Source organism: Stenotrophomonas sp. YJH_SMC_105-26 (assembly GCF_059368915.1).
On record NZ_JCAFSD010000002.1, the window covers coordinates 159,527 to 185,636 of the forward strand.

Here is a 26,110-nt window from a genome sequence, read left to right on the forward strand (position 1 = left end):
GAAGCGCCCCGTCCCTTTTTTGTGGCTGGGCCTTGCCGACCAGCGGCCGGCATCCGCGCAAAGGAAAACCCGCTGCCTGCGCAGCGGGTTTCCGGTCCTGCTCCCTGTTTCCTGTTGCCGGCCAGCGGCCGGCACTACCGGGTCCGGGCTGCCGGGCAGGGCCCGGCGCTGCCTCAGAACTTGTAGTTCACGCCCAGCATGTAGGTGCGGCCCCATTCGATGTACTCCAGCGGGCGGTCCTTGCTGCCGGCGTAGGTGCGGTACGGCTCGTTGGTCAGGTTGCTGCCCTGCAGCAGCAGGGTCAGGCCACGCAGGGCGCTGCTGTCGCTGAAGGTGTAGCTGACCTGCGCATCGGTCACGTTTTCGCCGACGACATAGCGCAGGCTGCGGTTGCCGTTGAAGTTGCCGATCTCACCGATGAAGTCCGACCGGCGGCGCTGGCTGACGCGTGCTTCAAAACCGCTGCGCTCGTAATAGGCAGTGAAGTTGTACACGCGCTTGGACAGGCCCGGCAGGCTGATCGGGTCACTGCCCACGCTGGAGGCGCTCTCCGGATCCAGGATGGTGATGTCGCTCTTGTTGAAGGTCGCGCTGGCCTGCAGGCCGAAGCCACGCAGGCTGTCGGTCAGCATGTCCAGCGGGAACGATGCGGTCAGTTCCAGGCCCTTCAACGTGCCGCCCTTGCCGTTCTGCGGCGCGGAGAAGGTGCCGGTGGTCAGCACCGGCGCGGTCATGCCCGGCGGCGGCACGTAGCTGCCCAGCAGCGCGGTGAAGTCGTAGTTGTCCACCGATTGGGTATAGACGTAGCTCTTCAGGTCCTTGTAGAAGATCGCGGCAGCCACGTAGGCCTTCTCGCCGAAGTACTTCTCATAGGACAGGTCCAGCGCGGTGGCGCGCCACGGATCCAGCAGCGGATTGCCACCACTGCCGCCCGGCCGGCCGGTGCCGGTATCCACGCCGAACTCCAGGCCGGCGCGCATCTGGTCCACGCGCGGGCGCGCGACCTGCTTGGCGGCGGCGAAGCGCAGCGTCTGCTGGTGGGGGAACATGAAGGCCAGGTTCAAGCTCGGCAGCCAGTCGTTGTAAGTGCGGCCGTTCGAATACGGCTGCACGTTGTTGCCGGCTGACTGCGAGCTGTCCCAGTAGCGCGAATCCGAGCTCTGGTCGGTGTGCTGCATCTGCACGCCGATGTTGCCGCGCACGCCCACTTCACCGATGTCGGTGTTGATGTTCAGGCGCGCCCAGGCGGTGGTGATCTTCTCTTCGACCGTCCACGACTTGGGGATCAGGTAGTCCAGGTTGTCGACCGGGTTGAAGGTCATGTAACGACCCACAGCGGCCGGTACGTTCCAGGCCGGGATGGTGCCGAGGCCGGCGAAGCCCAGGTCCACCGGACGGTACTGCAGGTCCGAGGCGATGTTGGCATCGCCCTGTGCGCCGAGCAGGATGTTGCCTTCGGACTGGGTCTTCACCTTGCGGCGGTCGGCATAGTTCACGCCGATGTCGATATCCGGTGCCCACGAGGCGATGGCATCAGGGAGGGCGATGGTGGCAGCCAGCTTGCCGCCCTTCAGGCGGTCTTCCACCTGCGGCACCTTGCCGTAGCCGGAGCCGTAGATCGTGTTGGTCAGGAACAGCGCATCGGGGTTGGAGTAGTTCAGCCCCGGGGTGATCTGCGAGAAGCCGTCCTGGCGGATCGACACGCCGACCGTATCCAGTTGCGGCATCGGGGTCAGCTGCAGGTTGTTTTCCAGGTTCAGCTCGTCGCGCGTGGCCTTGGAGTAGTTCAGGTCGGCGACCAGCTTGACGCCGCCGAAGTTGAACTCGTTGTTCCAGCCGAACGCATCGATCTTGTCCTTGCGCTTGTTGTACATGCCGCGCACCAGCGGATACACGCCGCTGGCGGTGCCGCCGGTGAACGAGCCGTTGGCGTTGACCTGCGGGTTGCTGACCAGCAGGCCCGGGGTGTAGTTGCCGTTGTAGTTGCTGAGGTTCAGCTCGAACTGGTTGGCGGTGTCGATCTGCTCGGCTTCGGTGTGGAAGGCATCGAAGGTGCTGGTCCAGCTGTTGTTCGGGCGGAACTGGATCGTGGCCATCACGCCGTCGCGCTTGTTGTTGCCGGTGCGGCGCAGCGCCTTGATGCCATCGGAGAAGTAGGTGCCGGCGCCCACGCCCGGGCGGTCGCCCTTGTCGGTGTGCTCGGTGGTCCACGGCTCGTACAGGCCGACCTGGTTCTCCTGGATCGGCATGTCGCTGTGCGCATAGCCGATGGCGATGCCCAGGGTCTTGTCCAGGAACTGGTCGATGTAGCTGGCGCTGAAGCGGTTGCCGTACGGATCGGTGTTGGCGGCGCGGCCCAGCGAGCTCTTCTGGTAGCGGCCACTGACCGCGATCACGCGCTCGCCGAAGCTGAGCGGGCGCGCGGTCTGCATGTCGATGGTGCCTGACAGGCCCTGGCCGACCAGCGCCGCGTCCGGGGTCTTGTACACCGTCACGCCGTTGACCAGCTCGGACGGGTACTGGTCGAACTCGACGCCGCGGTTGTCGCCGGTGCTGACCACTTCGCGACCATTGAGCAGGGTGGTGGCGAAGTCCGGCGACAGGCCGCGCACGCTGATCACCTGCGCACGCCCGGCCACGCGCTGGGCGGCCAGGCCGGGCAGGCGCGAGATGGATTCGGCGATGCTGACGTCGGGCAGCTTGCCGATGTCTTCAGCGGAGATTGCCTCGACCACCGAGGTGGCGTCCTGCTTGACCGCGATCGCGCTCTCGATGCCGCGGCGGATGCCGGTGACCTGCACCGTATCCAGGTTGGTGGCGGCGGTGCCGGCCGGCGTGGTGGTGTTCTGCGTGGACTGTGCCGACGCCAGCGTCGGCGCCAGGACAACGGCCAGCGCGATGCTCAGCGCGCTGCGCTTGTGGTTCAACATTTTCCCCTCCCAGGCAATGTTGCAGATCGATTTGTGAGCGTTCCGGCGGGGCCGTGAACGTGCGACGCGGTGGCCGCTGTCGTCGCCGCTATGGTAGGCAGCGCGTTCTTCGCGGGAATCACCCTGCATACGTATTCAATGGCGTCTGCAGGGTTGTAATCGCTTTCAGGTGCCTTGTTCGGTAGAGCCGGGCCCATGCTCGGCTGCGTTTCGGTGCTACGCACCGCCGCCCGAGCATGGGCTCGGGCGCTACGGGAGCGCAGGTAGGAAAACGTTCAGTGGATGGGCGTGAAGCGAATGGCCTGCCCACCGCCCGGTGCCAGCACCAGCGTCAGTGCATCGGCACTGGTCACCTCGCGGGTTTCGCGTGCGAACGCGAACGGGTTGCTGCGGAAATCAGCGCCTTCACCATCGCGGTAGATCTCGGCGCGATAGCGCAGGCCTGGCTCCAGGAAGCCCAGCGGTACCGGCAGCACGCGGCCGTGTTCGTCGGTGATGCTGCCGAGGAACCAGTCGCGGCTGTTGCGGTCGCGGCGCACGATCGTCACGTAGTCACCCACTTCGCCATCGAGCACGCGGCTCTGCTCCCAGTCCACCGCCACGTCCTCGATGAAACGGAACGCCTCGCGATGCTGCAGGTAGTGTTCGGGCAGGTCCGCGGCCATCTGGATCGGGCTGTACAGCACCACGTACAGGGCAAGCTGGCGGGCCAGCGTGCTGGGAATGGCCTGGCCGTGGCGGCCCTTCAGGCTGAGGATGCCGGGGGTGTAATCCATCGGCCCGGCCAGCATGCGGGTGAACACCAGGTTGACCTCGTGCCCGGGCGGGTTCGGTGGCTGGCCCCAGGCGTTGTACTCCATGCCGCGCGCGCCTTCGCGTGAGATCCAGTTGGGATAGGTGCGGCGCAGGCCGGTATCCTTTATCGGCTCATGCGGGTTGACCGACAGGTGCCGGCGCGCGGCTTCCTGCACCACCTTCAGGTGGTGGCGGGCCATGAACTGCCCGTCGTGCCACTCGCGCCACAGTGGGCCCCCGGCCGGATTGCGGCGGTCGACCTGGCCGTCGTCGCAGACGTAGCCGGTCTTGAACTGGTCCACGCCCAGCCGTGCATACAGGTCCAGCGCGGCACCCAGCTGGTCCTCGTAGTGCTCGATGGCGCAGCCGGTTTCATGATGGCCGATCAGGTGCACGCCCTTCTTCAGGCCATACGCCGTAAGCGCTTCAATGTCGAAATCAGGCGTGGCGCGGGTGAAATCGAAGTCGTAGCCATTGCCCACCCACATGCCATCCCAGCCCGGGTTCCAGCCTTCCACCAGCACGCCGCGGAAGCCGTGCGCGGCCGCGAAGTCGATCACCTTCCTGGTCTTGGCGGTGGTGGCCGCGTGCTTCGGTCCGGTTGCCCAGCTCTCGTTGTCCAGGTGCATCGACCACCACACGCCCAGGTACTTGGCCGGCTTCACCCAGCTCACATCGCCCAGCGCGTTGGGTTCATTGAGGTTGAGGATCAGGTCCGATTCGACCAGGCCACCGGCACGATCGGCGATCTGCAGCGTGCGCCACGGCGTGGCGAAGGGCAGGGTGCGGCGTACCTTCCAGCCTTCGGCCGAGGGCGACAGCTGCGCGCGCAGGCGCTGCCCCTCGGTGCGCCGCAGCCACATGCCGGCATAGTCCACCAGCGCGGCCTCGTGGATCGCCACGTGCAGGCCATCGCGGCTGCGCAGGGTCATCGGCGTATGCACCAGCGGCACTTCGCGCAGCGGCGTGTGCTGATACAGGTATTCGTAGTGGATCGGTTCGCCGGCGGGAATCCACCAGGCGGTTGATTCGGGCGCGATGGCGAATTCGGTCAGTTCGTCATCGATGATGGCTTCGCGCAGGTTCGGTTGCTCAGGGAACACATAGCGGAAGCCAAGGCCATCATCGTAGACGCGGAACACCACATCCAGCCGCCGCTTGCGGCCGGTGGTTTCAGCCAGCTGCACGGTCAGCTCGTTGAAGTGGTCGCGGGTGAGCCGGCGCTCGCCCCACGGCTGCTCCCAGGTGTCGTCGACGCTGCGCCGCTGCTGGCCCAGCAGGGCGAAATCGCGGTCCAGGCGACCGTCGCGCAGGGCAAAGCCAAGCTTCGAATCCTCCACCACGGTGTCGCCCAGGCGCTCGACACGGTAGCGGGCGGTGCCGCCGTCCAGCAGCAGACTGACCTTCAATACCTTGCCCGGCGATTCGACGCTGGCCACCTGCGGCGTGGCCTGTACCAGCGTGGACCACCCGATCAGGGCCAGCCCGAGCATGTGCGCGAACACCGCGCGTACAGCAGTGGATGACATCGGCAATTCCCCTCCCAAGGCGCCGTTGGCAGACCCGGACCATAAGCCAGCGCGGCGGGCGCGCCACCGCGCGATGCCATGAATACGTATGCAACTGGACGCAGCCGACAGCCCCGCGTCTACCATGGGGCCCAGGCACCTTGAGGGAGGGGCCGCGCCCGCCCGCCGGCAACGACGGTGCGGACCTACAACGCGTGCAGAGAGGGAGGGAGGCCGACGGGCGCAAGCCGGTCCGCCGCTTCGATGCTGAAGATCATTTGCCTGACCGCTGCCCTGGGGGCAGCGCTGGGATCGACCGCGCAGGCGGCCGACCTGCAATTCGACGGTCGCCATGCGCGCGCCGAAGCCGCTGCCAAGGGCAGCTTCGTGCTGCATGCGCCGAAGGGCGCAGTGCAGATCGCAGCCGCACCGATGCGCAGCCAGACCGGCAGCGTGATGTTCGATGCCCTGTTCGCGCTCGCCCAGCAGGAGATGTCCCAGGACCGCGTGGACGCGATCCGTGATCCGGCGTTCGACGAGGGCCGGCCGGTCCCGTGCGAGTGCTTCCAGACCGGTGCACGCTGGCCCTATGTGTGGACCCGTGATGTCAGCTTCGCCGCCGACCTGGCGCTGGCGCGGCTGGACCCGCAGCGCACCCGGCAGTCGCTGCAGTTCAAGCTGTCGGCAGCCCGTGACGGACGTACGCCCGGCCTGTTCGTGGCGCAGGACACCGGTTCCGGCGGCAGCTGGCCGATCAGCAGTGATCGCGTGGTGTGGTTCCTGGCGGCACGCCACCTGCTGGAGGACCGAGCGTTTGCCGATCAGGTCTGGCAGGCGCTGCAGGGCACGCTGGCGCAGGACCGCGCGATGGTGTTCGACGCGCAGATGGGTCTGTACCGCGGCGAGACCTCCTTCCTGGACTGGCGCGAGCAGACCTATCCAGACTGGACCCGCGAGGACGTGCGTTTCATCGGTGATTCCTACGCACTGTCCACCAACGTGCTGCACTACCAGGCACTGCGCCTGGCCGAACGCTTGGCCGGGCAGCACGGCGATGCCCGCGCGACCGACTACAGGGCCTGGGCCGATGCGTTGGCGCAGCAGATCGATGCACGCTTCTGGCGCGAGGATATCGGCCAGTACATGAGCTACATCGGCGAGGCCGCGCACCCGGTGCCGTACGCCAAGGTCGATCTGCTCGGCCTGTCGCTGGGCATCCTGGCCGAGGTGCTGCCGCCCGAGCGCGCGCGGCGTGCGCTGGCGGCGTATCCGATGGGCCCGGCCGGCAGCCCGGTGGTGTGGCCGCAGGAGGCGCAGCAGCCGATCTACCACAACCGCGCGATCTGGCCGTTCGTCAGTGCCTATTCGCTGCGCGCGGCGCGCCAGCTGGACGATGCACCGCGCATCGCCGCCGAGATCCGCTCGCTGATGCAGGGCGCCGCGCTGGCCGGTTCCAACATGGAGAACTACGAGCTGGTCAGCCAGGCGGTGCATGTTGACGAGGGCGTGCTGAGCGGCCCGGTGGTCAACTCCGAACGCCAGCTGTGGTCGGTGGCCGGCTATCTGTCGATGGTGGTCGAGGGCGTGTTCGGCGTGCAGGACGATGGCCGCGTGCAGCCCAAGCTGCCGGCCGTGCTGGTGCCCGAACTGTTCGGCAATCAGCGCCGCATCTCCCTGGAGGCCGATGGCAGGCGTTATGTGCTGGAGCGACCGAAGCAGGTGGGTGATGGCCTGCTGGTGGCGGGCAAGGTGAAGACCCGTGGCGCCACCACCACCGTGCAGCTGGTGCCCGCCGCAGCCGCGCCACGCAGCGCGGCGACGACGGCCGACGCAGATGCGCGCGCACCGGCCACGCCGGCCGCACCGCAGGTGCAACGCAAGGGCATGGGCTGGAATGTCGTGGTCGCTGCCGGCCAGGTGCTGTGGCAGGACGGCCGGGCGCTCGCCGCCAGCAATGGCCTGGCACGCATCGGTGACGATGGCCTGCAGCATTGCCTCAGCCTGACCCGGCGCGACGGTGCAATTGAATCGCTGCACAGCCCGATGGTCTGCGTCGGTCCGCAGCAGCGACTGAAGGGTACGCAGCGCTGGCAGTTCACCTCCGCCAGGGCCGGGCAGGTGCGCCTGCGCCTGCAGTACCGCAATCCGAACGGGCCGATCAACACCGGCGTCACCGCTGCGGTGAAGCAGCTGGTGCTGCAGTGCCCGGGCCAGCCGTTGCAGCGGCACACCGTCACCCTGCCGCACAGCGTGGCCGTGCAGGACTCGACCTCGGCGACATTCACGGTGCCCAAGGGCCGATGCACGGTCACGCTTGAAGAAAGCTTCAACATGAGCGCGCTGCAGCACTTCGCGCACTACACCGGGGGCAAGGGCGGACGCGATGGCGTGCTCAACCAGGCCCAGGTGCAGGCGCTGATGGTGGCGCCGGTGGCCGCGGCAGAGGGCGCACGATGAATCGTACCGCCAAGCCGCAGCTGTCGTTCTGGCAGATCTGGAACATGTGTTTCGGCTTCCTGGGCATCCAGTTCGGCTTCGCCCTGCAGAACGCCAATGCCAGCCGCATCTTCGAGACGCTGGGCGCGGACATCGACGCGGTGCCCGGGCTGTGGATCGCCGCGCCGCTGACCGGCCTGCTGGTGCAGCCGGTGATCGGTTACCTGTCCGACCGCACCTGGACGCGCTGGGGGCGCCGCCGTCCTTATTTCATGATCGGAGCGGTGCTGACCACGCTGGCGCTGCTGGTGATGCCGAACTCGCCGACGTTGTGGATCGCCGCCGGCACGCTGTGGGTACTCGATGCCTCGATCAACGTGTCGATGGAGCCGTTCCGCGCCTTCGTCGGCGACCAGCTGGCGCCGCGCCAGCGTCCGGCCGGCTATGCCATGCAGAGCTTCTTCATCGGCGTGGGCGCCATCGTCGCCAGCTTCCTGCCGTTCATCCTGGCCCACTTCGGGGTCGCCAATACGGCCGCCGCAGGTGAGGTGCCTGATACCGTGCGCTATGCGTTCTACTTCGGCGCGGTGGTGCTGTTGGCGGCAATCACCTGGACGGTGGTCAGCACCCGCGAATACTCACCGGCGGAGCTGGCCGGTTTCGATGACGCCGAACCTCCGGCACATCACGCAGCGGCGCCGATCAGCGGCCCGGCGCCCTGGGTGCAGGTGGCTGCATGGCTGGGGCTGGGCGTACTGCTGGCGCTGCTGATCACCTGGCGGCAGGGCGACCGGATGCTGTACGTGCTGGCCGGCCTGTGTGCCGGCTATGGCCTGCTGCTGGCGCTCGCGCGTACGCTGCCGGCCACGCACATGCTGGCCGCCATCGTCGGCGACCTGCGCGCGATGCCGGTCACCATGCGTCGCCTGGCGTGGGTACAGTTCTTCTCGTGGTTCGCGCTGTTTGCGATGTGGATCTACACCACCGCCGCGGTGGCTGGCGCCCATTTCGGTTCGACTGAACCAGAGTCGGCGGCCTACAACGAGGGCGCCAACTGGGTGGGCGTGCTGTTTGGCGCCTACAACGGGTTCGCCGCGTTGGCGGCGGTGCTGATTCCACTCATGGTGCGTGCGATCGGCCTGCGCTGGAGCCACCTGGTCAACCTGTGGCTGGGCGGTGCCGGCCTGGTCTCGCTGATGTTCATCCGCGACCCGCACTGGCTGCTGCTGTCGATGGTCGGCGTCGGCTTCGCCTGGGCGTCCATCCTCTCGCTGCCGTATGCACTGCTGTCCGACAGCGTGCCGGCGTCGAAGATGGGCGTGTACATGGGCATCTTCAATTTCTTCATCGTGATCCCGCAGCTGGTGGCGGCCAGTGCACTCGGCTTCGCCCTGCGCACGTTGCTGGGCGGCCAGCCGATGCATGTGCTGGTGCTGGGCGGCTGCAGCCTGTTCATTGCCGGCCTGTGCGTGTTGTGGGTTCCGTCCCGTCCGGAGGTGGTGTGATGCGTGCTGCGTTGTCTGTTGCTGTTTCCTTGATGCTGCTGGCCGGCCATGCGGCGGCCGCGCCGCGCCCGGACTATGTGGGCACCACCGAACCGTTCGCCAGCGATGCGGTGTACTTCGTGGTCACCGACCGCTTCGTCAACGGTGATCCGTCCAACGATCACCGTGACCAGGGCGGCGTGCACCGCACCTTCGATATTCCGGTGCCATGCCCTGACAAGGTGGACGGCAACATCGGCTATCTCGGCGGCGACTTCCGCGGCGTGCTCGACAATGCGCAGTACATCCGCAACCTCGGCTTCGGCGCGGTGTGGATCACGCCCATCGTCGACAACCCGGACGAGGCCTTTACCGGCAGCAAGCCGATCAGCTGCACCAGCACGCTGACCGACCGCGGCAAGACCGGCTACCACGGGTACTGGGGCATCAACTTCTACAAGCTCGATGAGCACCTGCCCAGCAAAGACCTGGATTTCGCCGGGCTGACCAAGGGCCTGCACGGTGCCGGCTTGAAGGTGGTGCTGGACATCGTAGGCAACCACGGTTCGCCGGCCTGGACCATGCCGACACGGCAGCCGCAGTTCGGGCAGATCTTCGACAAGGACGGAAAACTGATCGCCGACCACCAGAACCTGCCGCCGCAGGAACTGGATCCGAAGCACAACCCGCTGCACGCGTTCTACAACAGCATTGGACCGGTCGACAGCAAGGACGGCTCGATCTTCGATGGCAACCTGGCCGAGCTGTCCGACTTCAACCAGGACAATCCGGCGGTGATGGACTACCTGGTCGGTGCTTACCTGCAATGGACCGCGCAGGGAGTGGATGCGCTGCGCATCGACACCATCGGCTGGTTGCCGCACCCGTGGTGGCATGCCTTCGTCAAGCGCATCCGCGCCGAGCACCCGGGCATGTTCATGTTCGGCGAAGCGTTCGATTACGATGCCGCGCGCATTGCAGAGCACACCTGGCCGGCCAACGCCAACGTCAGCGTGCTCGACTTCCCGTTGCGCGGTGCGCTGGAGCAGGCGTTCGGCACCGCCGGCAAGGGCTTTGAAACCCTGGCCGAGTCGCTGCACCTGAGCGGTGGGCCGTATGCCAACCCGTACGAGCTGATGAGCTTCTACGACAACCACGACATGCCGCGCCTGCAGGCCAGTGACAACGGCTTCATCGATGCGCACAACTGGCTGTTCACCGCGCGCGGCATTCCGGTGGTCTATTACGGCTCGGAGACGGGCTTCATGCGTGGCCGTGCCGAGCATGCCGGCAATCGCGCTTACTTCGGCCAGCCGCGTGTGGATGCTGCGCCGAAGAGTCCGATCTTCGCGCCGCTGCAGCGTATCGCCCGGCTGCGCGCAGCCACTCCGGCGCTGCAGCGCGGCCTGCAGGTGAATGAGCGCCTGCAGGGTGATGAGGCGGTGTTCTTCCGCGTGCTGCAGCATGGCGAGGTGGCGCAGACCGCGCTGGTGCTGCTGAACAAGGGCGACAGTGCGAAGACCTTCACCGTGGCGCGGTACGTCCAGGCGGGCCGCTGGCGTGATGCGCTGGACGGCGGTTCGTTGCAGGTGGATGCTTCCCTGAAGGCCGAAGTGCCGGCGCACGGGGTGAAGGTGTACGTGCTCGATGCCGCCGTGCAGCAGCCGGCGCTGCAGGCCGAGCTGGACAAGGCGATGGCCGACCAGCGGGCGCGGGACGTGCGGCTGGGGCGGTAGTGCCGGCCGCTGGCCGGCAACCCATGAATCCATGGCACCTTCAGGTGCCGGCCAGCGGCCGGCACTACCGGGGTGACCATATCCGGCACAATAGGCCCCCCTCACGCCCCGCCGTATCGCCATGACCGACCTCGCCCCGCAGACCCCGATCGAAACCCTGCTGAAGGCGGCGATGGACGGGTCGGTGCCGATCCGCGCCTTCATGGAGGCCTTCGTCGCCTCCGAGGTGGTACTGCTGACCGGCAGCCTGGTGACCCCCGATGGCAGCGGCTTCGACCCGCTGCTGTTCGACAAGCAGGGCACCCTGCACGTGGCCGTGTTCACCGATCCGTCGCGGGTGGGCATCTACAGCCAGCAGGCCGAACACCAGATCCGCTGGCGGATGCTGGACGTGCTGCGCCGCGTGCCGGGTGGCTACGGCGTGGTGATCAACCCGGGCACTTCGCTGGGCTTCGAGATCTCGCCCAGTGGCGTCGGCGAGATCCTGAAGGACTTCGCCCAGGGTTGATTGTCATGTAGAGCCAAGCCCATGCTCGGCTGCCGTTCGCGCAATGCCGGATCAGTCGAGCACGGCTCGATACTACAGAGAGCTTCCCTTCGGGCACCGTACGTGATCCCCTTTGGACTACATCGGGATCGAGGCACTCTCCATGGAATTCAGCGAATCACCCGCCGACGCACCGGCACGATCACGCCATTCCCGCTCCGCACTGGTCTTCCTGTTCGCGGCCATCGTCGCCGCACTGGTGTCCATGCCTGTTCTGCGTGCGGTGGGCATGGTGCTGTGGCCGGTGTTCGCCATTGCCTGGCTGATCAACCTGGGGGCGGCCTGGCATCTGGGCCAGTGGGCGCGCCAGCAGGGCCGTCCGGCGTGGGCATTCGGGTTGCCGGCGGTGCTTGGCACCGTCGCCTCGATCGTGGTCTTCGTGCTGCTGGCGTTGCTGGGGCCGAAGGCCCCGGTGCGCTGAACTTTCGCGGTTGTCGTGGACGGTGTGCGGGGCAGGGCTCGGCACTACAGCAAGGCCAAGCCAAGCCCGCACGCGTCGCGCGGAGCACCGGCACATCGGCCGGCGCCCCGTTGCTTCACATCGTCACCTTGCGCCGGTTGTCATCGCTCACCCGGTCGATCAGCTTGTTGTAGGGATCGAAGCCTGCTTCGTCCGGCTTTTCATCCACCGTCACCGTGATCTTCGGCGCGGCGCTGGTGATGTGGTGGCGCTGCAGGTACAGCACCTTCTGGTCGCGCTCCTTGCCCGACGGTCCGGTGGTGAACACGCCGATCTCGACCCAGTCATCCATCTTCGCGTCGCTCTCCCTGCCCTTGCCATCGGCGTACTGCTTGGCGGCATGCAGGTCCAGGGTCACGTCGTAGCGGCCGTCAGCACGTTTGCGGGCGCTGGCGGCCATCACCCGGTTGTCGTAGAAGCTGATCTTCTCGAACAGGTCGGTGACCAGCTGCTGGCGGTCGGCCGGGGTCTCGGCGCGGATGTAGCCCAGCAGCTCGCGTGAGGTGGTGTACGGCGGCTGCTGGTAGCCCTTGTCCTGCAGGAAGCGCTTCAACGCACGGTTCAGCGCCTGCTCGCCGATTTCCTCGCGCAGGCGGTAGAACACCAGCGAACCCTTCTGGTAGTGGATGTACTGCTGGTTTTCCACGCGTTCCAGCGGCTGTTCCTCGATGGCTTCGCCACCGCGGCCGGACAGGTAGCCGTCCAGTTCGCGCTTGAGGAACTGGCGCATGTGCTGGCGGCCGTATTCCTGCTCCATCACCATCAAGGCCGAGTACTGCGACAGCGATTCGGACAGCACGGTCGCACCCTGCACGTTGGCGCCGATCACCTGGTGCGCCCACCACTGGTGCGCGATCTCGTGCGCGGTCACGTAGAACACGTAGTCCACCTTGTCCGGGTCGCGCAGGTCGGCGATGAAACCGATGGCCTCGGAATAGGGGATGGTGTTGGCGAACGACTGCGCGAAGCGGGCATAGCCCGGGAATTCGATGATGCGTACCTGGCGGTGCTGGTACGGGGTGAAGTTCGCCTCGTAATAGGCCAGCGACTTCTGCACCGCCTCGATCATCCGGTCCACGTTGTAGCCGTGCGCCGGGTCGAAGTAGACCTCGATCGGGATGTCCTTGTACTTCGCCTTGCGCACCTCCCAGCGTGCCGATAGATAGGCATAGAAGTTCAGCATCGGCCGGTCCATGGCGTAGCTGAAGCAGCGCCGGCCGTTGACCGTGGTCTCGCGCTGCAGGTAGCCCGGGGCCAGCGCCACCTGGTCCGGTGCGGTGCAGACCGTGGTGCGGAAGTCGAGCCAGTCGGCATCGTTGGCAATGTACGTGTTGGCACGCGCGGCGTCGTCCTCCAGCCTGGGCATGCGCCGCGGCTCACCCAGGCCGCGCTTGCGCCGCTCGTTGCGGTCGCTGATCTCGGCGCCCTCGTTGTAGCCGAACGAGGGCAGCACGCGGCTGTTGAAGAAGGTGCCGTTGTCCACGATGTTGCTCGGCGCCAGCCCGGCGGTGATGCCGTTGGGTTTCTGCACCACCCGGAAATGCACGCTGCGGGTTTCGCCCGGCTGCAGCGGCTTCTGCAGGCGGTAGATGCGGTAGCCGAGATCGGCATCGTGCAACGACAGCGTCTGCCCACCCAGGTCGACGTCGACCAGCTGCTTGTCATCGCCCATCGAGACATGCACGTCCTGGATCGGCGTGGCATGGGTATTGCGCACCGTCCAGTTCGCATCGATCACCATCGACTGCGATTCCGGGAACAGGTCCACGCGGTTGTCCACCGCCACGATGCGCGGCTGCGGCAGGGTGCGGTACTTCGACAGCTCGCGCTCGTAGCGGGCCTGCAGGTCCAGCTGCTGGTCGGGCGAGATGAACTCGTTGCGGATATTGGTGCTCCAGTACAGCCAGCTGCCCACGCCGGCGAAGGCCAATGCCGCAAGTCCGGCGAAGACGCCGGTCGGGCCGCGCAGGCGGCGGCCGGCCAGGGCCAGGCGCTGGCGCAGGCCCTGGCTGACACCGCGCACCCAGAGCGCCGATGCCAGGCACATCAGGGTCAGCAGGAACAGCGCCCAGTAGCCCTGGAACGCCAGCTGCCCCGGCAGGAAGTGGCCGTAGCCGTTCATGTCCGAATAGGGAGCGTTGGGCCAGCCACCGAAGGTGTACAGGTTCTGCGTGTAGTCCAGCATGCCGAGCACGCCCTGGCCGATCATCACCACGATCAGCAGCGCGTAACCGACGAACTTGTTGTTGGTGAGCACCTGCAGCACCAGTGCCAGGCCCCCCATCAGGATGTAGATCACCGAATCCAGCGCCAGGCTGCGCAGGTACAGCAGCGGCTCCAGGTGGGTGTAGCCCTTGACCAGCTGCACGCCCATCGCCGCCAGTGCACCGGCGGCCTGGAAGCAGATGATCACTGCCAGCAGTGCGGTGAACTTGGCCAGCAGCGGTACCCAGTTCGGCACCGGCATGGCATCGGTCACTTCGTTGATGCGCGCGCTGCGTTCCTTCCACACCAGCTCACCGGCGAAGAACAGCACGATGATCACCAGCAGCCAGCTGAAGGCCCCCTGCAGGCCCATGATCATCTGCGAGGTGACCGGCCAGATCGAGGTGCCGTACAGGGTCTGCCGGAACAGCGCGTTGGGCAGGAAATTGGCCAGGCCCAGCACCAGCAGCACGATGAACGGCACGCTGCGCAGGACGCCGCGCGTGTCGAAGCGCACCTGGCGCAGGAACTGTTGCCACGCGGTGGTCGCGCTGAATGCCGGTACCACGCGCGGCAACGGTTGCGGTTGGGCCGGAGGGCGGCGGCGTCGGCAACCGGCTGCGCCTGCCGGCGGCCCCAGCGACGACGGCCGCTGCCGCTGCGCTCGGTGCGGAACAGGGCGAACGTGGCGGCGAACAGCAGCGCCGTCACACCCAGCCACAGGGCACGGTTGGCCAGCAGGTAGCCCGCCAGGCCGGGAACGCCGCTGTTGTGCTCGGCGGTGGACCAGTAGCGGATGGTGCGTGACAGGGCGCGCATGCCCAAAGGCTCGCTGAGCACCGCCAGCCAGGTGTTGTCGATGTCGCGCAGCACCGCCGCGCTGGCGCCGAACAGGACCAGGTAGGCCACCAGCCCGATGTAGACCCACAGGATCGAACGCGTGACCGCTGCCAGCAGTGACAGCAGCGCGGTGGTGAACAACAGGTTGGGAATGACGATGACCGCAAAACTCCAGGCATAGCCCTGCCAGCTGATCGGCCCCATGCGCTCGGCGTCCACCCAGGGCATGAACGGTGCCAGCCAGAGCCCGAAAGCGACCAGCAGGTAGAACAGCAGGCCGGTAGCCAGGGCGGCGGCGATGCGGCCGGCCAGGTAATCGCGGCGTTTCACCGGGCTGGCGAAGATCAGCTCGGCGGTGCCCAGTTCGAAGTCACGCAGCAGCGCATTGCTGACGAACAGGGCGGTGACCAGCATGCCGAGCAGGGTGAAGATGCCCAGCATCTGCGCGATCACGGTGGGCGCGTTGCTGTGCACGTTGCCGCTGCCACCACCGATCTGTACGGCGTCGCTGGACGCAGCGGCGAAGGCGAGCAGGGCGAACAGCCCGGCCAGCAGCCACAGCAGCGGGGAACGCAGCTGCTCGCGCAGCTCGAAACGGAAGAAATCGAGGATCATGGCGTGCTCCGCTCAGGCTGCTGCGCGAGCACGGGCCTGCAGGCGCAGGCGCTGGAAGTACACGTCTTCGAGGTCGGGAGCCACGGCCGCAAAGCCGTCGCCGGGGTCGTTGGCGCTGTGCACATGGATCACCGGGCGGCCACCGACCAGACGGGTCGACAGCACCACGTAGCGCGCTTCATGGTCGGCCAGCTCCGAAGGATCGACCTGCTTGCGCCAGACCTGGTGCTGCAGGGCGTTGATCGCTTCGCTGGGGCGGCCGGTCAGCAGCACCTGGCCCTTGTTCATGATCGCCATCGTCGGGCACAGGTCGGTCACGTCCTCGACGATGTGGGTGGACAGGATCACCGCTACGTTCTCGCCGATCGCCGCCAGCAGGTTGAGGAAGCGGTTGCGTTCCTCCGGGTCGAGGCCGGCGGTGGGTTCGTCGACGATCACCAGCCTTGGGTCGCCCAGCAGCGCCTGGGCAATGCCGAAGCGCTGGCGCATGCCGCCGGAGTAGGTGCCCAGCTTGCGCTTGCGGGCATCCCACAGGTTCACCTGCTGCAGCAGCCCATCGACCACCTCGCGGCGCTGCGCGCGTTGGGTCAGGCCCTTGAGCACTGCGAAATGCTCCAGCAGGTCCAGCGCGCTGACTTTCGGGTACACGCCGAAATCCTGCGGCAGGTAGCCCAGCCGACGGCGCACGGCGTCCTTGTCGCGCAGCACGTCGATCGGCGCCTCGCCCGGAACGCTGAGCGTCACCGTGCCGCTGTCGGCCTCCTGCAGGGTGGACAGCGTGCGCATCAGCGAGGACTTGCCGGCGCCGTTCGGGCCGAGCAGGCCGAACATGCCCCGCGGGATGTCCAGGGTGACGTTGTTGAGGGCATGCACGCCGTTGGCGTACGTCTTGGACAGCGAATCGATCTTCAGCATGCGACGTACACCTTTCCCTGGGCAATGTCTGCGCGTTATCCGCGCAACCGCCTCCGTGCGCATCCGCCGTTGGTCATGGGGGGAGAATCCCGCCGTCGTGCGTTGGCCAGCGCGCCGGCCCAGCGGCGCCTTACCCGCGCAGGGATGATTCGCGCACCACCAGCTTCACCGGGATGCTCTGGCTGTCCACCGGCTGCCGGCCGATCAGCGCCAGCAGGCGTTCCACCAGCAGCTGGCCGGCCTGCTTGGTGTCCTGCTGCACCGTGGTCAGCGCGGGGGATACCGAAGCGGCCAGCGGGATGTCGTCGAAGCCGGTCACCGCCACGTCCTGCGGCACCCGCAGCCCGGCCTCGCGCAGGGCGCGCATCGCACCGATGGCGATCAGGTCGCTGGCCGCGCAGATCGCATCGATCGGCTCGCCGCGCGCCAACAGGGCCTGGCAGGCTTCCTGGCCGGAGGCTTCAGTGGTGATCGCATCGTGCTGCAGCGCCGGTTCGGCGGCCAGGCCGTGGTCCTGCAGGGCCGCGACGTGGCCGCGGTAGCGCTCCTGGAATTCGGGGTAGTGGCTGGAGGCATGGCCGAGGAAGGCGATGCGGCGGCAGCCCTGCTGCAGCAGGTGGGTGGTGATGTCATGCCCGCCCTGGAAGTTGTCGCTGCCGATCGAGACACCGGGCTGGCCGGGCAGGGCGGCGCCCCAGCGCACGAAGTGCGTGCCCTGTTCGACCAGCCGCTGCAGGCGGTCGCGCGATTCGTGATAGTCGCCGTAGCCGAGCAGGATGATGCCGTCGGCCTTGTTGCTGTCCTCGTAATCGGCCTGCCAGTCGGTGGACAGCTGCTGGAACGAGACCAGCAGGTCCTGCCCGTGCAGGGCGCAGGCGCGGGTGATCGAGCCCAGCATCGAATGGAAGAACGGGTTGATCAGCGAGTCGTCGTTGGTCGGGTCCTCGAAGAACAGCAGGGCCAGCGTGCCGGCATTGCGCAGGCGCAGGCTGGAGGCATTCTTGTCGACCTTGTAGTTCAGCTCGCGGGCGATGCGCAGGATGCGCTCGCGGGTCTCGGCGTTGACCATCGGGCTGCCACGCAGGGCCCGCGACACGGTCGGCTGGGAGACCCCGGCCAGGTGGGCGATGTCCAGGGAGGTGGCTTTGCCTTTGATGGTCATGGGCGGGCGGAGCGGGCATGTGGGAGGTGCCCGGGCATGATGCCATGCGCAGACGCGAATGCCCCTCCGGGCGTCGGCCTGGGCGCAGGTAAGTTATTGCCGGACAAGGAAATCAGCCTGATCCTTCGGTGCGGTCGGGGTCTCCTGACCGGGCGGAAGGCGGCGGCAATGGTAAGATGCGTCGTTCTCGCATTCCCCCAAATTTCACCAGGGGCGGCTCAGCGTACTGCACCCCGCCCGGGGCTGTGCTATCACTGGCGGTCTGCCCCTGGACAACGGACGAAGGTACCTATGGCGCGCGGCATCAACAAAGTCATCCTGGTCGGCAATCTCGGCAACGACCCGGACGTGAAGTACACCCAGGGCGGCATGGCGATCACCCGCATCAGCCTGGCCACCACCAGCGTCCGCAAGGACAAGGATGGCAACCAGCAGGAGCGCACCGAATGGCACCGCGTGGTGTTCTTCGGCAAGCTCGGCGAGATCGCCGGCGAGTACCTGCGCAAGGGCAGCTCGGTCTACGTCGAAGGCAGCCTGCGCTACGACAAGTACACCGGCCAGGACGGCGTGGAGAAGTACTCCACCGACATCATCGCCGATGAAATGCAGATGCTGGGCGGCCGCGGTGAAGGCGGTGGCGGTGGTGGTGGCAACTACGGCGGCGATCGTCCGCAGCGCCAGCAGGCGCCGCGCCAGGAGTATGGCGGTGGCGGCGGTGGCCAGCGTGGCGGCCAGGGCGGTGGCTATGGCAACCAGGGCGGCAACCAGGGCGGGGGTTACGGCAACCAGGGCGGCAACCAGCGCCCGCAGCCGCAGCAGGCGCCGCCGATGGACGACTTCGCTGACGACGATATTCCGTTCTAAGCGTACCTTCCGTTTATCCCGACAAGGGCTCCTGGCACGCGTGCCCGGGGCCCTTCTCGTTACAGGCGACGTGGCAGGATCCCATTGCCCGGCGGCAGGATGCGGACGTTCGTCGACCTCGTCACCGATTGCCGAACATTCCCTGGTCCAGCAGGCAGTCAATGAACGCGCCCAGCAGGGCGGGGCGATGCCGCCTGTTCGGGTAGTAGAGAAAAAGCCCGGGCCGCGAGACCGACCAATCCGCCAGTACCCGCACCAGCAGTCCCTGTGCCAACAGTTCGCCCACACCATCCTGTTCGAAGTGATAGGCGATTCCAAGGCCGGCCAGGGCCGACGCAATCCCGATGTCAGCGTGATTGGTGACGACAGGACCGTCCACGGCGACCTCGAGGTGGCGACCTCGCTTCTTGAACTCCCATCGGTACTGCCTGCCATCGCTCTGCAGCCGCCAGTTGATGCAGGCGTGATCCTGCAGTTCCGCGGGAGTTCGCGGTGTTCCGCGGCGTGCCAGGTAATCCGGTGACGCCACGGCCACCATGTTCAGGTCCGGGGTGAGGCGGATGGCCACCATGTCCTTCTCGAGCTGACCACCCACGCGGATGCCCGCATCAAACCGGCCACTGACGATGTCGCTGAGCGCGTCGTCGACCACGATGTCGACAACGACATCAGGGTAGGCCTGGTGGAAGCGGGCAAGCCGCGGGGCAATCAGTGTTCTCGCGGCGATGCCCGGCGTATTGATTCGCAGGGTCCCGTTGATCCGTCCGCTGGCTTCGCTGGTTTCAGCGACCGCGACGGCCAACTCCTGGAACAGCGGCGCGATGCGCGCGTACAGTCGCCCGCCGCTTGCCGAGGGCGCCACGCTTCGTGTCGTGCGATTGAGAAGGCGGGTGCCGAGACGGCCTTCCAGTTGGCGGATGGTCTGGCTCAGGGCCGAGGGCGATACCCCCAGATGTTCCGCCGCCCGCGCGAAGCTCTGACGTTCCACTACCGCCACGAAGGCCTTCAGTTCAGCGAACTCGGATCCGCGCATTATGTGAGATTCTTGACATAACCCATTCGGATTATAGGGCATTCACTTAACCGACCAGCGTGCACATCCTGAGCGCCTGACCACTGCAGGAGCCAGGAATGAATGCGTTGACCCTCCCAGAACCCATTGCCGCGTACTTCGCGGCCGAACATGACCCTGAACTGCTGGCGCGTTGTTCTGCCGCCCAGGCTGTGCTGAAGGACGACGGGCACACCCTCGTCGGCGTCGACGCCATCAAAGCCTTCCTGGCCGAGGCATCGGCCAAATACAGCGCCACCAGCGTGCCGAGCGCCATCGAACGGCAGGAGAAACACCACGTTGTCCGTGCCATCGTGAGCGGTAACTTCCCCGGCAGTCCGATTCTGCTGAGCTACCGTTTCGAACTGGAACGGGGCCTGATCGCATCGCTGGAGATCACGGCATGAGCTTCGATCTTCAACTCGGTGGCCTGCGGGCCGTGGTGACCGGCGGCACGGCCGGTGTGGGGGCGGCCGTGGTCAGGACCCTCGCCGAGGCCGGGGCCAGGGTAATGACGTCGGCGCGCAGCCTGCCGGCACGCCCGGTGGAAGGAGTCGCCTACGTAGCCGCCGATCTGTCGACGGCCGAGGGCACCGGCATTTTCGCCCACGCCGTGCTGCAGGCATGGGGCGGCGCAGACATCCTGGTCAATGTGCTGGGGGGATCAAAGACACCTGCCGGTGGCTTCGCAGCGATCAGTGATGCGCACTGGCTTGCCGAGCTGAACCTGAATCTGATGCCGGCGGTCCGCCTGGATCGTGCCTTGCTGCCATCCATGCTCGCGCAGAGCGCTGGCGTGATCATCCACGTCAGTTCGATCCAGCGCATGCTGCCTCTGCCGGAGTCCACCACCGCCTACGCCGCCGCCAAAGCGGCACTCACGACCTACAGCAAGTCGCTTTCACGAGAGGTCACCCCCAAGGGCGTGCGGGTGCTGAGCGTAGCGCCGGGCTGGATCGAGACAGAAGCATCCAGGGAATTTGCAGAACGGATCGCTGCGGAAGCGGGAACCGACTATGAAGGAGGCAAGAAGGTGGTCATGGACTGGCTCGGCGGGATCCCGGTGGGACGGCCCGCGGCACCGCAGGAGGTGGCCGATCTGATTGTGTTCCTGGCGTCTCCCCGGTCGGCGTCGATTGCCGGAACGGAGTATCGGATCGACGGCGGCACGGTTTCGACCCTGTAGCCAACAGGCGTCGTCCTGCTCCTACCGCCAGAAGGAAAGCCCCGCTCACGCGGGGCTTTTGTTTTCCAGGTCGGTTGCGGAGTTGTGCCTCGCAGCATTGATTTTCGTGCACTGCGACTTGCAAACACACAAATTCCTCCCCTATGGTGCAATCGATTGCATTGCAGTGAATCCTCAGTGTTTGATGTCGGTTGGGAGGCCGGCAGGTGGATGTCCATCCATTCGATCAGACCGGCTCTGGCGACGGGCCTCACGCGGCGTGATGCGTTGCGCATGGCGGTTGCTGGAGGCGTAGCCCTGGGTACTGCGGGAGCGTTGCCTGCATTCGCCGCCACCGCAGCGCTCAAGGGCAACCTGAAGCACTCCGTCGCACGCTGGACCTTCCCGCAGCTGTCGGTCGCCCAGCTCTGCACGACGGTGAAGGACATCGGCTTCGCCGCCATCGACCTGGTCGGCCCGGAAGACTGGCCCACGCTGAAGGCGAACGGCGTCTACAGCTCGATGTGCAATGGCGCGGAGCTGGGCCTGACCAAGGGCTTTGCCGGCCGCGAATTCCACGACCCGCTGGTGGAGCGCTACACGCGGCACATCGACCTGGTCGCCGATGCCGGTTACCGCAACCTCATCTGCTTCTCCGGCAATCGCAACGGCATGGACCCGCAGGACGGCATGGCCAATGCCGAGGCGGGCCTCAAGCGCATCCTCGGGCATGCCGAGAAGCGCGGCGTGGTGCTGGTGATGGAGCTGCTGAACTCCAGGGTCGATCACCACGACTACCTGTGCGATCACTCGGCCTGGGGCGTGGAGCTGTGCCAGCGGCTCGGCTCGGACAACTTCGGCCTGCTCTACGACATCTACCACATGCAGATCATGGAGGGCGACATCATCGCCACCATCGGCAAGCATCACGCCTGCTTCAAGCATTACCACACTGCAGGCGTGCCGGGCCGGAACGAGATTGGAGACCAGCAGGAGCTCCACTATCCGGCCATCTGTCGCGCGATCCGCGACACCGGTTTCAAGGGGTATCTGGCGCAGGAATTCACGCCTGCAGCGCCCGATCCCGTTGCCTCATTGCGCGAGGCGATCCGCCTCTGCGACGTCTGAAACGATATCCACCCAGGTGAGAGACCATGGCAGATAATCACTACGACGCCATTGTTGTTGGCTCGGGAATCAGTGGCGGTTGGGCAGCGAAGGAGCTGACCGAGAAGGGCCTGAAGGTCCTGATGCTGGAACGCGGGCGCAACATCGAGCACGTCAAGGACTACGTCAATGCGATGAAGGAAGCGTGGGACTTCCCGCATCGCAACCGGCCGACGCAGGCGATGAAGGCCGCCTTCCCGGTGCTGATGCGCGACTACGGCCTGGCCGAGAACCTGGAAGGAATGTGGGCCAACGAGCAGGACTCACCCTACATCGAAACCAAGCGCTTCGACTGGTTCCGTGGCTACCACGTGGGCGGGCGCTCGCTGATGTGGGGCCGGCAGAGCTATCGGTTTTCCGACCTGGACTTCGAAGCGAACCTCAAGGATGGCATCGCCACCGACTGGCCGATCCGCTATGCCGACATCGCGCCGTGGTACGACCATGTAGAGAGGTTCGCCGGCATCGCCGGCACGCGCGAAGGACTGGACGTGCTGCCGGACGGCGAGTTCCTGCCGCCGATCCCGTTGAACATCGTCGAGAAGGACGTGGCCGCGCGGATCAAGAAGGCCTTCGGCGGAACGCGGCACATGATCCACTCGCGCACCGCCAACATCACCCAGCCGATGCCCGAGCAGGGGCGCGTGAACTGCCAGTACCGCAACAAGTGCATCCTGGGCTGTCCCTTCGGTGCCTATTTCTCGACCCAGGCGGCGACGCTGCCAGCGGCGATGAAGACCGGCAACCTGACCTTGCGGCCGTTCTCGATCGTCAAGGAAGTGCTCTACGACAAGGATCGCAAGCGTGCGCGCGGCGTGGAGGTGATCGATGCCGAGACCGGGCAGACCTACCAGTACACCGCCAAGGTCATCTTCCTCAATGCATCGTCGTTCAATTCGACCTGGCTGCTGATGAACTCGGCGACCGATGTGTGGGAGGGGGGACTGGGTTCTTCGTCGGGCGAGCTGGGGCACAACGTGATGGACCATCATTTCGGTGCGGGCGCCTCGGGCCGGGTCGAGGGCTACGAAGACAAGTACTACTTCGGCCGCCGTCCGTGCGGTTTCTACATTCCGCGCTTCCGCAACGTCGCGGCCGACAAGCGCGGCTACCTGCGCGGGTTCGGTTACCAGGGCGGTGCCAGCCGCACCGGCTGGTCGCGCGAGATCGCCGAGCTCAACATCGGTGCCGACCTGAAGGAGGCGCTGACCGTACCGGGCGACTGGCGCATCGGCATGACCGGGTTCGGTGAAATGCTGCCGCACCACGACAATACGATCCGCCTGGACCACGACCGCAAGGACAAATGGGGGCTGCCGGTGCTGGCGATGGACGTGTCCATGCGCGCCAACGAACTGGCGATGCGCAAGGACATGGCCGCCGATGCTGCCGAGATGCTGGAGGCGGCTGGCGTCAAGGACGTGAAGATGCACGACCACGACTATGCCCCGGGCAAGGGCATCCACGAGATGGGGACCGCACGCATGGGACGTGACCGGAAGAGCTCGGTATTGAACGCGCACAACCAGGTCTGGGATGCGCCCAACGTCTATGTGACCGACGGTGCCTGCATGACCTCCAGCGCCTGCGTGAATCCTTCGCTGACCTATATGGCGCTGACCGCGCGCGCGGCCGACCACGCGGTACGCGAACTGAAAGCGGGGAACCTCTGATGGATCGCCGCGAACTGTTGAAGATGATCGTTGCCGCCACCGGCGCGGCCATGGTCGGCCTGCCTGCGCTCGCGCAGGGAAACGCCGCTGCGGCACCGGTGAAGGCCCTGTTCTCCGATGCCGACATCGGCACGCTGGACGAGATCGCCGAGACCATCCTGCCGCGGACCCGGACGCCAGGGGCGAAGGATGCCGGCGCTGGCCTGTTCATGGCGACCTTCGTCAGCGATTGCTACACCGCCCGGCAGCAGGCAACGTTCCGGGCAGGCCTGGTCGATATCGACAAGCGCGCCGGCGGCCGGTTTGTGGCGCTTGCGCCGGAAGCCCGCACCCAGTTGCTGCGAACGCTGGACGCCGAAGCCAAGGCGCGCTCTGCCGACGTGACCGAGACCGGTACGCCTGAAGAGGGCGAGGCGATGCCGCATTACTTCACGATGATCAAGCAGCTGGCCATCTTCGGCTTCTTCACCTCCAAGGTCGGGGCGACCGGCGTGCTGCAGTACGTCGCGGTGCCCGGCCGCTACGACGGCGACCTCGCCTATGTCCCCGGTACGCCCGCGTGGGGGACCAGCTGATGGACACCACCCTGATGATCCGCCCTGCGTTGATCACTGTTGGCCTGCTGGCCGCTGCATCTGCATTCGCGCAGGACAGTGCCGACGCTGCGCGCGACCCGAAGAAGACCGAAGTGTGGACCCCCGTGCCCGCTGTCGTGGCCACGCCGCCAGGCAAGGCCCCCTCCGACGCGATCGTGCTGTTCGATGGCAAGGATGTCTCCGCGTGGGAATCGGAGCAGGGCGGACGCGTGCCCTGGAAGGTTGCCGGGGGCGCCATGACCGTCGTTCCGGGCAGCAAGGGCATCCGCACCCGGCAACGCTTCTGCGATGTCCAGCTGCATGTGGAGTGGCGCACGCCCACTGACACGAAGGGCTTCGACGGCCAGAACCGGGGCAACAGCGGGATCTTCCTGCAGGAACTGTATGAACTGCAGGTGCTCGACAGCTACAACAACCCGACCTATGCCAATGGCCAGGCGGGCTCCATCTACAAGCAGGCCATGCCGCGGGTGAATGCCTCGCGCGCGCCGGGCCAGTGGCAGGCCTACGACATCATCTGGAAGGCACCGCGCTTCTCGGTGGGCGGTGGGCTTGTGTCGCCCGCGCGCATCACGGTGCTGCACAACGGCGTGCTGGTGCAGGATGACACCGTGCTGGCAGGCAAGACCGAGTACATCGGGGCGCCCTCGTATTCGCCCCATGCGTGTGCGCCGCTCTATCTGCAGGAGCATGACTCCAGGATCAGTTACCGCAACATCTGGGTGCGCGAGCTGTAGCCGCACACGGCCGGCGTGGTCGCCGGCCGCTTACTTCGCCAGGTAGCTGGCGATATCGTCGATCTCCTGCTGTGACAGCTGGGAGAAGGGCGGCATCAGGCCGCCGCCCTTGCTGATCTTTTCCTTGATCTGTGCAGGTGCCATGCGCTTGCCGATGTCGGTGAGTGCCGGGAACGCGCCCGGCATGCCCGCGCGATCGGCGCCGTGGCAGGCCACGCAGTTCGCGGTGTAGAGCTTTGCTCCCGCAGCCGGGTCGCCCTTGCACCAGGCGGCTGTCGCAACACTCATGCCGCTCAGGGCCACCGCCATTGCCAGGATCATTTTCATGTGGGGCTCCTTGATGCGTCAGCGCCGCGCACGGGCAGGCGTATTGGTGGTCAGGTGTTCACGCAGATAGTCGGCGCCGGCCTGGACGACCTTGGCCGGCTCGCGTGGCTGGTCGTGTTCGATGATGTACCAATGCACGCCGGCGACCGCCGCGGCAGGCAGGATCGCGTTCCAGTCCAGTACGCCCTGGCCGACCGCAGCGAATCCGCCCTCGTCTTCGGCCTGGCCCTTGGGCGCATTGTCCTTGGCGTGTACCGCGAATACGTGGCCGCGGAACTTCCCCAGCATCACCGCCGGGTCCAGGCCCGCACGCGCAACCCAGGCCAGGTCCAGCTCGGTCTGCAGGTCGGGGCCGGCGGCGGCGAACAGCAGTTCCAGCCCGGTCCTGCCATCGAAGTCGACCAGCTCGAAGTCGTGGTTGTGATAGGCCAGGCGCATGCCCTTGCCGCGCACCTGTTTCGCGATCCGGCCCAGTTCCTGTCCCAGGGCAGTCCAGCCGGCGGCATCGCTCGGGCGTTCCCTCCTGTCCAGGTACGGCACCACCAGCGTAGTGTTGCCGATCGACCGGTTGAAGGTCACCACCCCATCCAGGTTGCTGCGCAGCTCGGCCAGCGGCACATGCGATGAAATGGCCTTGATCGAATACCGGTCCAGCAGCTGCTTCAGTTCCGCGGCACTGACGTTCTGCGTGCCGACGGTTTCCACCGCGTGCACACCGGCATCGTGGACGATCTTCAACTGTTGCTCGAGCGAGCCGGCATCGCGCAGGGTGTACATCTGCACCGCGATCGGCTTCTGCGCGCTGGCGGCTTCGACTGCGAAGGCGGGCAGCGCCGCGAGCAGCAGGACGAGGCTTGCACTTCGACGGACAAGGGCTTTCATCAACAGATCCTCCCG

Annotated in this window: 19 protein-coding genes and 1 pseudogene; 12 read left to right on the forward strand and 8 right to left on the reverse strand. The window is 66.5% G+C overall.

Going from position 1 to position 26,110, the window contains the following annotated elements; all coding sequences use genetic code 11:
• Window positions 1-173: 173 nt before the first annotated feature.
• Both AC5P7F_RS07695 and AC5P7F_RS07700 read right to left on the reverse strand, forming a co-directional pair.
• Window positions 174-2,930, reverse strand: coding sequence for a TonB-dependent receptor (locus AC5P7F_RS07695; RefSeq protein WP_053494617.1), 2,757 nt, complete (start codon window positions 2,928-2,930; stop codon window positions 174-176).
• 275 nt (window positions 2,931-3,205) lie between these two features.
• Entirely contained in the window at window positions 3,206-5,260 is a 2,055-nt protein-coding gene (locus AC5P7F_RS07700) for a glycoside hydrolase family 97 N-terminal domain-containing protein (protein ID WP_197602816.1), read from the reverse strand.
• A gap of 237 nt (window positions 5,261-5,497) precedes the next feature.
• Between AC5P7F_RS07700 and AC5P7F_RS07705 the strand changes: the two genes are divergently transcribed.
• The 5 genes from AC5P7F_RS07705 (at window position 5,498) to AC5P7F_RS07725 (ending at window position 11,857) form a co-directional block, all read left to right on the forward strand.
• Window positions 5,498-7,690: a glucosidase family protein gene (locus AC5P7F_RS07705; RefSeq protein ID WP_164077028.1), complete on the forward strand. Its 2,193-nt coding sequence runs from the start codon at window positions 5,498-5,500 to the stop codon at window positions 7,688-7,690.
• On the forward strand, window positions 7,687-9,174 hold the full coding sequence (locus tag AC5P7F_RS07710; RefSeq protein ID WP_049404963.1) for an MFS transporter: 1,488 nt from the start codon (window positions 7,687-7,689) through the stop codon (window positions 9,172-9,174). The genes AC5P7F_RS07705 and AC5P7F_RS07710 overlap by 4 nt, the downstream gene beginning before the upstream one ends.
• Window positions 9,174-10,889, forward strand: coding sequence for an alpha-amylase family glycosyl hydrolase (locus tag AC5P7F_RS07715; RefSeq protein ID WP_164077029.1), 1,716 nt, complete (start codon window positions 9,174-9,176; stop codon window positions 10,887-10,889). Before AC5P7F_RS07710 ends, AC5P7F_RS07715 begins: the two co-directional genes overlap by 1 nt.
• 121 nt (window positions 10,890-11,010) lie before the next feature.
• The gene (locus AC5P7F_RS07720; protein WP_032960680.1) at window positions 11,011-11,397 is read left to right on the forward strand and encodes an SseB family protein; all 387 of its coding nucleotides are present in this window, start codon (window positions 11,011-11,013) and stop codon (window positions 11,395-11,397) included.
• A gap of 142 nt (window positions 11,398-11,539) precedes the next feature.
• Window positions 11,540-11,857, forward strand: coding sequence for a hypothetical protein (locus AC5P7F_RS07725; RefSeq protein WP_032960678.1), 318 nt, complete (start codon window positions 11,540-11,542; stop codon window positions 11,855-11,857).
• Window positions 11,858-11,972: 115 nt separating this feature from the next.
• Here the strand turns inward: AC5P7F_RS07725 and AC5P7F_RS07730 are convergent.
• The 3 genes and pseudogenes from AC5P7F_RS07730 to AC5P7F_RS07740 form a co-directional block, all read right to left on the reverse strand.
• Window positions 11,973-15,556, reverse strand: a pseudogene (locus AC5P7F_RS07730) (ABC transporter permease/M1 family aminopeptidase).
• Window positions 15,557-15,568: 12 nt separating this feature from the next.
• A complete protein-coding gene (locus AC5P7F_RS07735; RefSeq protein WP_075076563.1) occupies window positions 15,569-16,471 on the reverse strand; it encodes an ABC transporter ATP-binding protein in 903 nt (300 codons plus the stop codon).
• A gap of 130 nt (window positions 16,472-16,601) precedes the next feature.
• On the reverse strand, window positions 16,602-17,633 hold the full coding sequence (locus AC5P7F_RS07740; RefSeq protein WP_014646297.1) for a LacI family DNA-binding transcriptional regulator: 1,032 nt from the start codon (window positions 17,631-17,633) through the stop codon (window positions 16,602-16,604).
• A gap of 291 nt (window positions 17,634-17,924) precedes the next feature.
• Between AC5P7F_RS07740 and AC5P7F_RS07745 the strand changes: the two genes are divergently transcribed.
• Entirely contained in the window at window positions 17,925-18,497 is a 573-nt protein-coding gene (locus AC5P7F_RS07745; protein ID WP_043034165.1) for a single-stranded DNA-binding protein, read from the forward strand.
• A 121-nt stretch (window positions 18,498-18,618) separates the two neighbouring features.
• On the opposite strand, the gene AC5P7F_RS07750 is transcribed toward AC5P7F_RS07745, so the two are convergent.
• Window positions 18,619-19,530 (reverse strand): LysR substrate-binding domain-containing protein, encoded by a 912-nt coding sequence (locus AC5P7F_RS07750; RefSeq protein WP_197637131.1) that lies wholly within the window; start codon window positions 19,528-19,530, stop codon window positions 18,619-18,621.
• Between the two features lie 98 nt (window positions 19,531-19,628).
• On the opposite strand from AC5P7F_RS07750, the gene AC5P7F_RS07755 reads away from it, so the two are divergent.
• From AC5P7F_RS07755 to AC5P7F_RS07780, 6 genes are all read left to right on the forward strand, one after another.
• The gene (locus tag AC5P7F_RS07755; RefSeq protein ID WP_164077033.1) at window positions 19,629-19,955 is read left to right on the forward strand and encodes a nuclear transport factor 2 family protein; all 327 of its coding nucleotides are present in this window, start codon (window positions 19,629-19,631) and stop codon (window positions 19,953-19,955) included.
• Entirely contained in the window at window positions 19,952-20,734 is a 783-nt protein-coding gene (locus tag AC5P7F_RS07760) for an SDR family oxidoreductase (RefSeq protein WP_075076561.1), read from the forward strand. The genes AC5P7F_RS07755 and AC5P7F_RS07760 overlap by 4 nt, the downstream gene beginning before the upstream one ends.
• 210 nt (window positions 20,735-20,944) lie before the next feature.
• Window positions 20,945-21,841 carry a hydroxypyruvate isomerase family protein gene (locus AC5P7F_RS07765; RefSeq protein WP_164077034.1) on the forward strand — a complete coding sequence of 299 codons (897 nt, stop codon included), beginning with the start codon at window positions 20,945-20,947 and terminating at the stop codon, window positions 21,839-21,841.
• A 26-nt stretch (window positions 21,842-21,867) separates the two neighbouring features.
• Window positions 21,868-23,553: a GMC oxidoreductase gene (locus AC5P7F_RS07770; RefSeq protein WP_046429409.1), complete on the forward strand. Its 1,686-nt coding sequence runs from the start codon at window positions 21,868-21,870 to the stop codon at window positions 23,551-23,553.
• Window positions 23,553-24,128 carry a gluconate 2-dehydrogenase subunit 3 family protein gene (locus tag AC5P7F_RS07775; protein ID WP_046429410.1) on the forward strand — a complete coding sequence of 192 codons (576 nt, stop codon included), beginning with the start codon at window positions 23,553-23,555 and terminating at the stop codon, window positions 24,126-24,128. The genes AC5P7F_RS07770 and AC5P7F_RS07775 overlap by 1 nt, the downstream gene beginning before the upstream one ends.
• A complete protein-coding gene (locus AC5P7F_RS07780) occupies window positions 24,128-24,886 on the forward strand; it encodes a 3-keto-alpha-glucoside-1,2-lyase-like domain-containing protein (protein WP_164077035.1) in 759 nt (252 codons plus the stop codon). The genes AC5P7F_RS07775 and AC5P7F_RS07780 overlap by 1 nt, the downstream gene beginning before the upstream one ends.
• 30 nt (window positions 24,887-24,916) lie before the next feature.
• Here the strand turns inward: AC5P7F_RS07780 and AC5P7F_RS07785 are convergent, their stop codons facing one another.
• Window positions 24,917-25,213, reverse strand: a complete 297-nt coding sequence (locus AC5P7F_RS07785) for a c-type cytochrome (protein ID WP_014646302.1) — start codon at window positions 25,211-25,213, stop codon at window positions 24,917-24,919.
• A gap of 18 nt (window positions 25,214-25,231) precedes the next feature.
• Window positions 25,232-26,095, reverse strand: coding sequence for a TIM barrel protein (locus AC5P7F_RS07790; RefSeq protein ID WP_164077036.1), 864 nt, complete (start codon window positions 26,093-26,095; stop codon window positions 25,232-25,234).
• Window positions 26,096-26,110: the final 15 nt, after the last annotated feature.

Excerpts from the sequence above, each read along its gene's own strand:
- AC5P7F_RS07710 (WP_049404963.1), top strand. The coding sequence starts at position 7,687 with ATGAATCGTACCGCCAAGCCGCAGCTGTCGTTCTGGCAGATCTGGAAC.
- AC5P7F_RS07720 (WP_032960680.1), top strand. The coding sequence starts at position 11,011 with ATGACCGACCTCGCCCCGCAGACCCCGATCGAAACCCTGCTGAAGGCG.
- AC5P7F_RS07770 (WP_046429409.1), top strand. The coding sequence starts at position 21,868 with ATGGCAGATAATCACTACGACGCCATTGTTGTTGGCTCGGGAATCAGT.
- AC5P7F_RS07765 (WP_164077034.1), top strand. The coding sequence starts at position 20,945 with ATGTCCATCCATTCGATCAGACCGGCTCTGGCGACGGGCCTCACGCGG.
- AC5P7F_RS07715 (WP_164077029.1), top strand. The coding sequence starts at position 9,174 with ATGCGTGCTGCGTTGTCTGTTGCTGTTTCCTTGATGCTGCTGGCCGGC.
- AC5P7F_RS07725 (WP_032960678.1), top strand. The coding sequence starts at position 11,540 with ATGGAATTCAGCGAATCACCCGCCGACGCACCGGCACGATCACGCCAT.
- AC5P7F_RS07790 (WP_164077036.1), bottom strand. The coding sequence starts at position 26,095 with ATGAAAGCCCTTGTCCGTCGAAGTGCAAGCCTCGTCCTGCTGCTCGCG.
- AC5P7F_RS07750 (WP_197637131.1), bottom strand. The coding sequence starts at position 19,530 with ATGCGCGGATCCGAGTTCGCTGAACTGAAGGCCTTCGTGGCGGTAGTG.
- AC5P7F_RS07760 (WP_075076561.1), top strand. The coding sequence starts at position 19,952 with ATGAGCTTCGATCTTCAACTCGGTGGCCTGCGGGCCGTGGTGACCGGC.
- AC5P7F_RS07705 (WP_164077028.1), top strand. The coding sequence starts at position 5,498 with ATGCTGAAGATCATTTGCCTGACCGCTGCCCTGGGGGCAGCGCTGGGA.
- AC5P7F_RS07755 (WP_164077033.1), top strand. The coding sequence starts at position 19,629 with ATGAATGCGTTGACCCTCCCAGAACCCATTGCCGCGTACTTCGCGGCC.
- AC5P7F_RS07735 (WP_075076563.1), bottom strand. The coding sequence starts at position 16,471 with ATGCTGAAGATCGATTCGCTGTCCAAGACGTACGCCAACGGCGTGCAT.
- AC5P7F_RS07695 (WP_053494617.1), bottom strand. The coding sequence starts at position 2,930 with ATGTTGAACCACAAGCGCAGCGCGCTGAGCATCGCGCTGGCCGTTGTC.
- AC5P7F_RS07785 (WP_014646302.1), bottom strand. The coding sequence starts at position 25,213 with ATGAAAATGATCCTGGCAATGGCGGTGGCCCTGAGCGGCATGAGTGTT.
- AC5P7F_RS07745 (WP_043034165.1), top strand. The coding sequence starts at position 17,925 with ATGGCGCGCGGCATCAACAAAGTCATCCTGGTCGGCAATCTCGGCAAC.
- AC5P7F_RS07775 (WP_046429410.1), top strand. The coding sequence starts at position 23,553 with ATGGATCGCCGCGAACTGTTGAAGATGATCGTTGCCGCCACCGGCGCG.
- AC5P7F_RS07740 (WP_014646297.1), bottom strand. The coding sequence starts at position 17,633 with ATGACCATCAAAGGCAAAGCCACCTCCCTGGACATCGCCCACCTGGCC.
- AC5P7F_RS07780 (WP_164077035.1), top strand. The coding sequence starts at position 24,128 with ATGGACACCACCCTGATGATCCGCCCTGCGTTGATCACTGTTGGCCTG.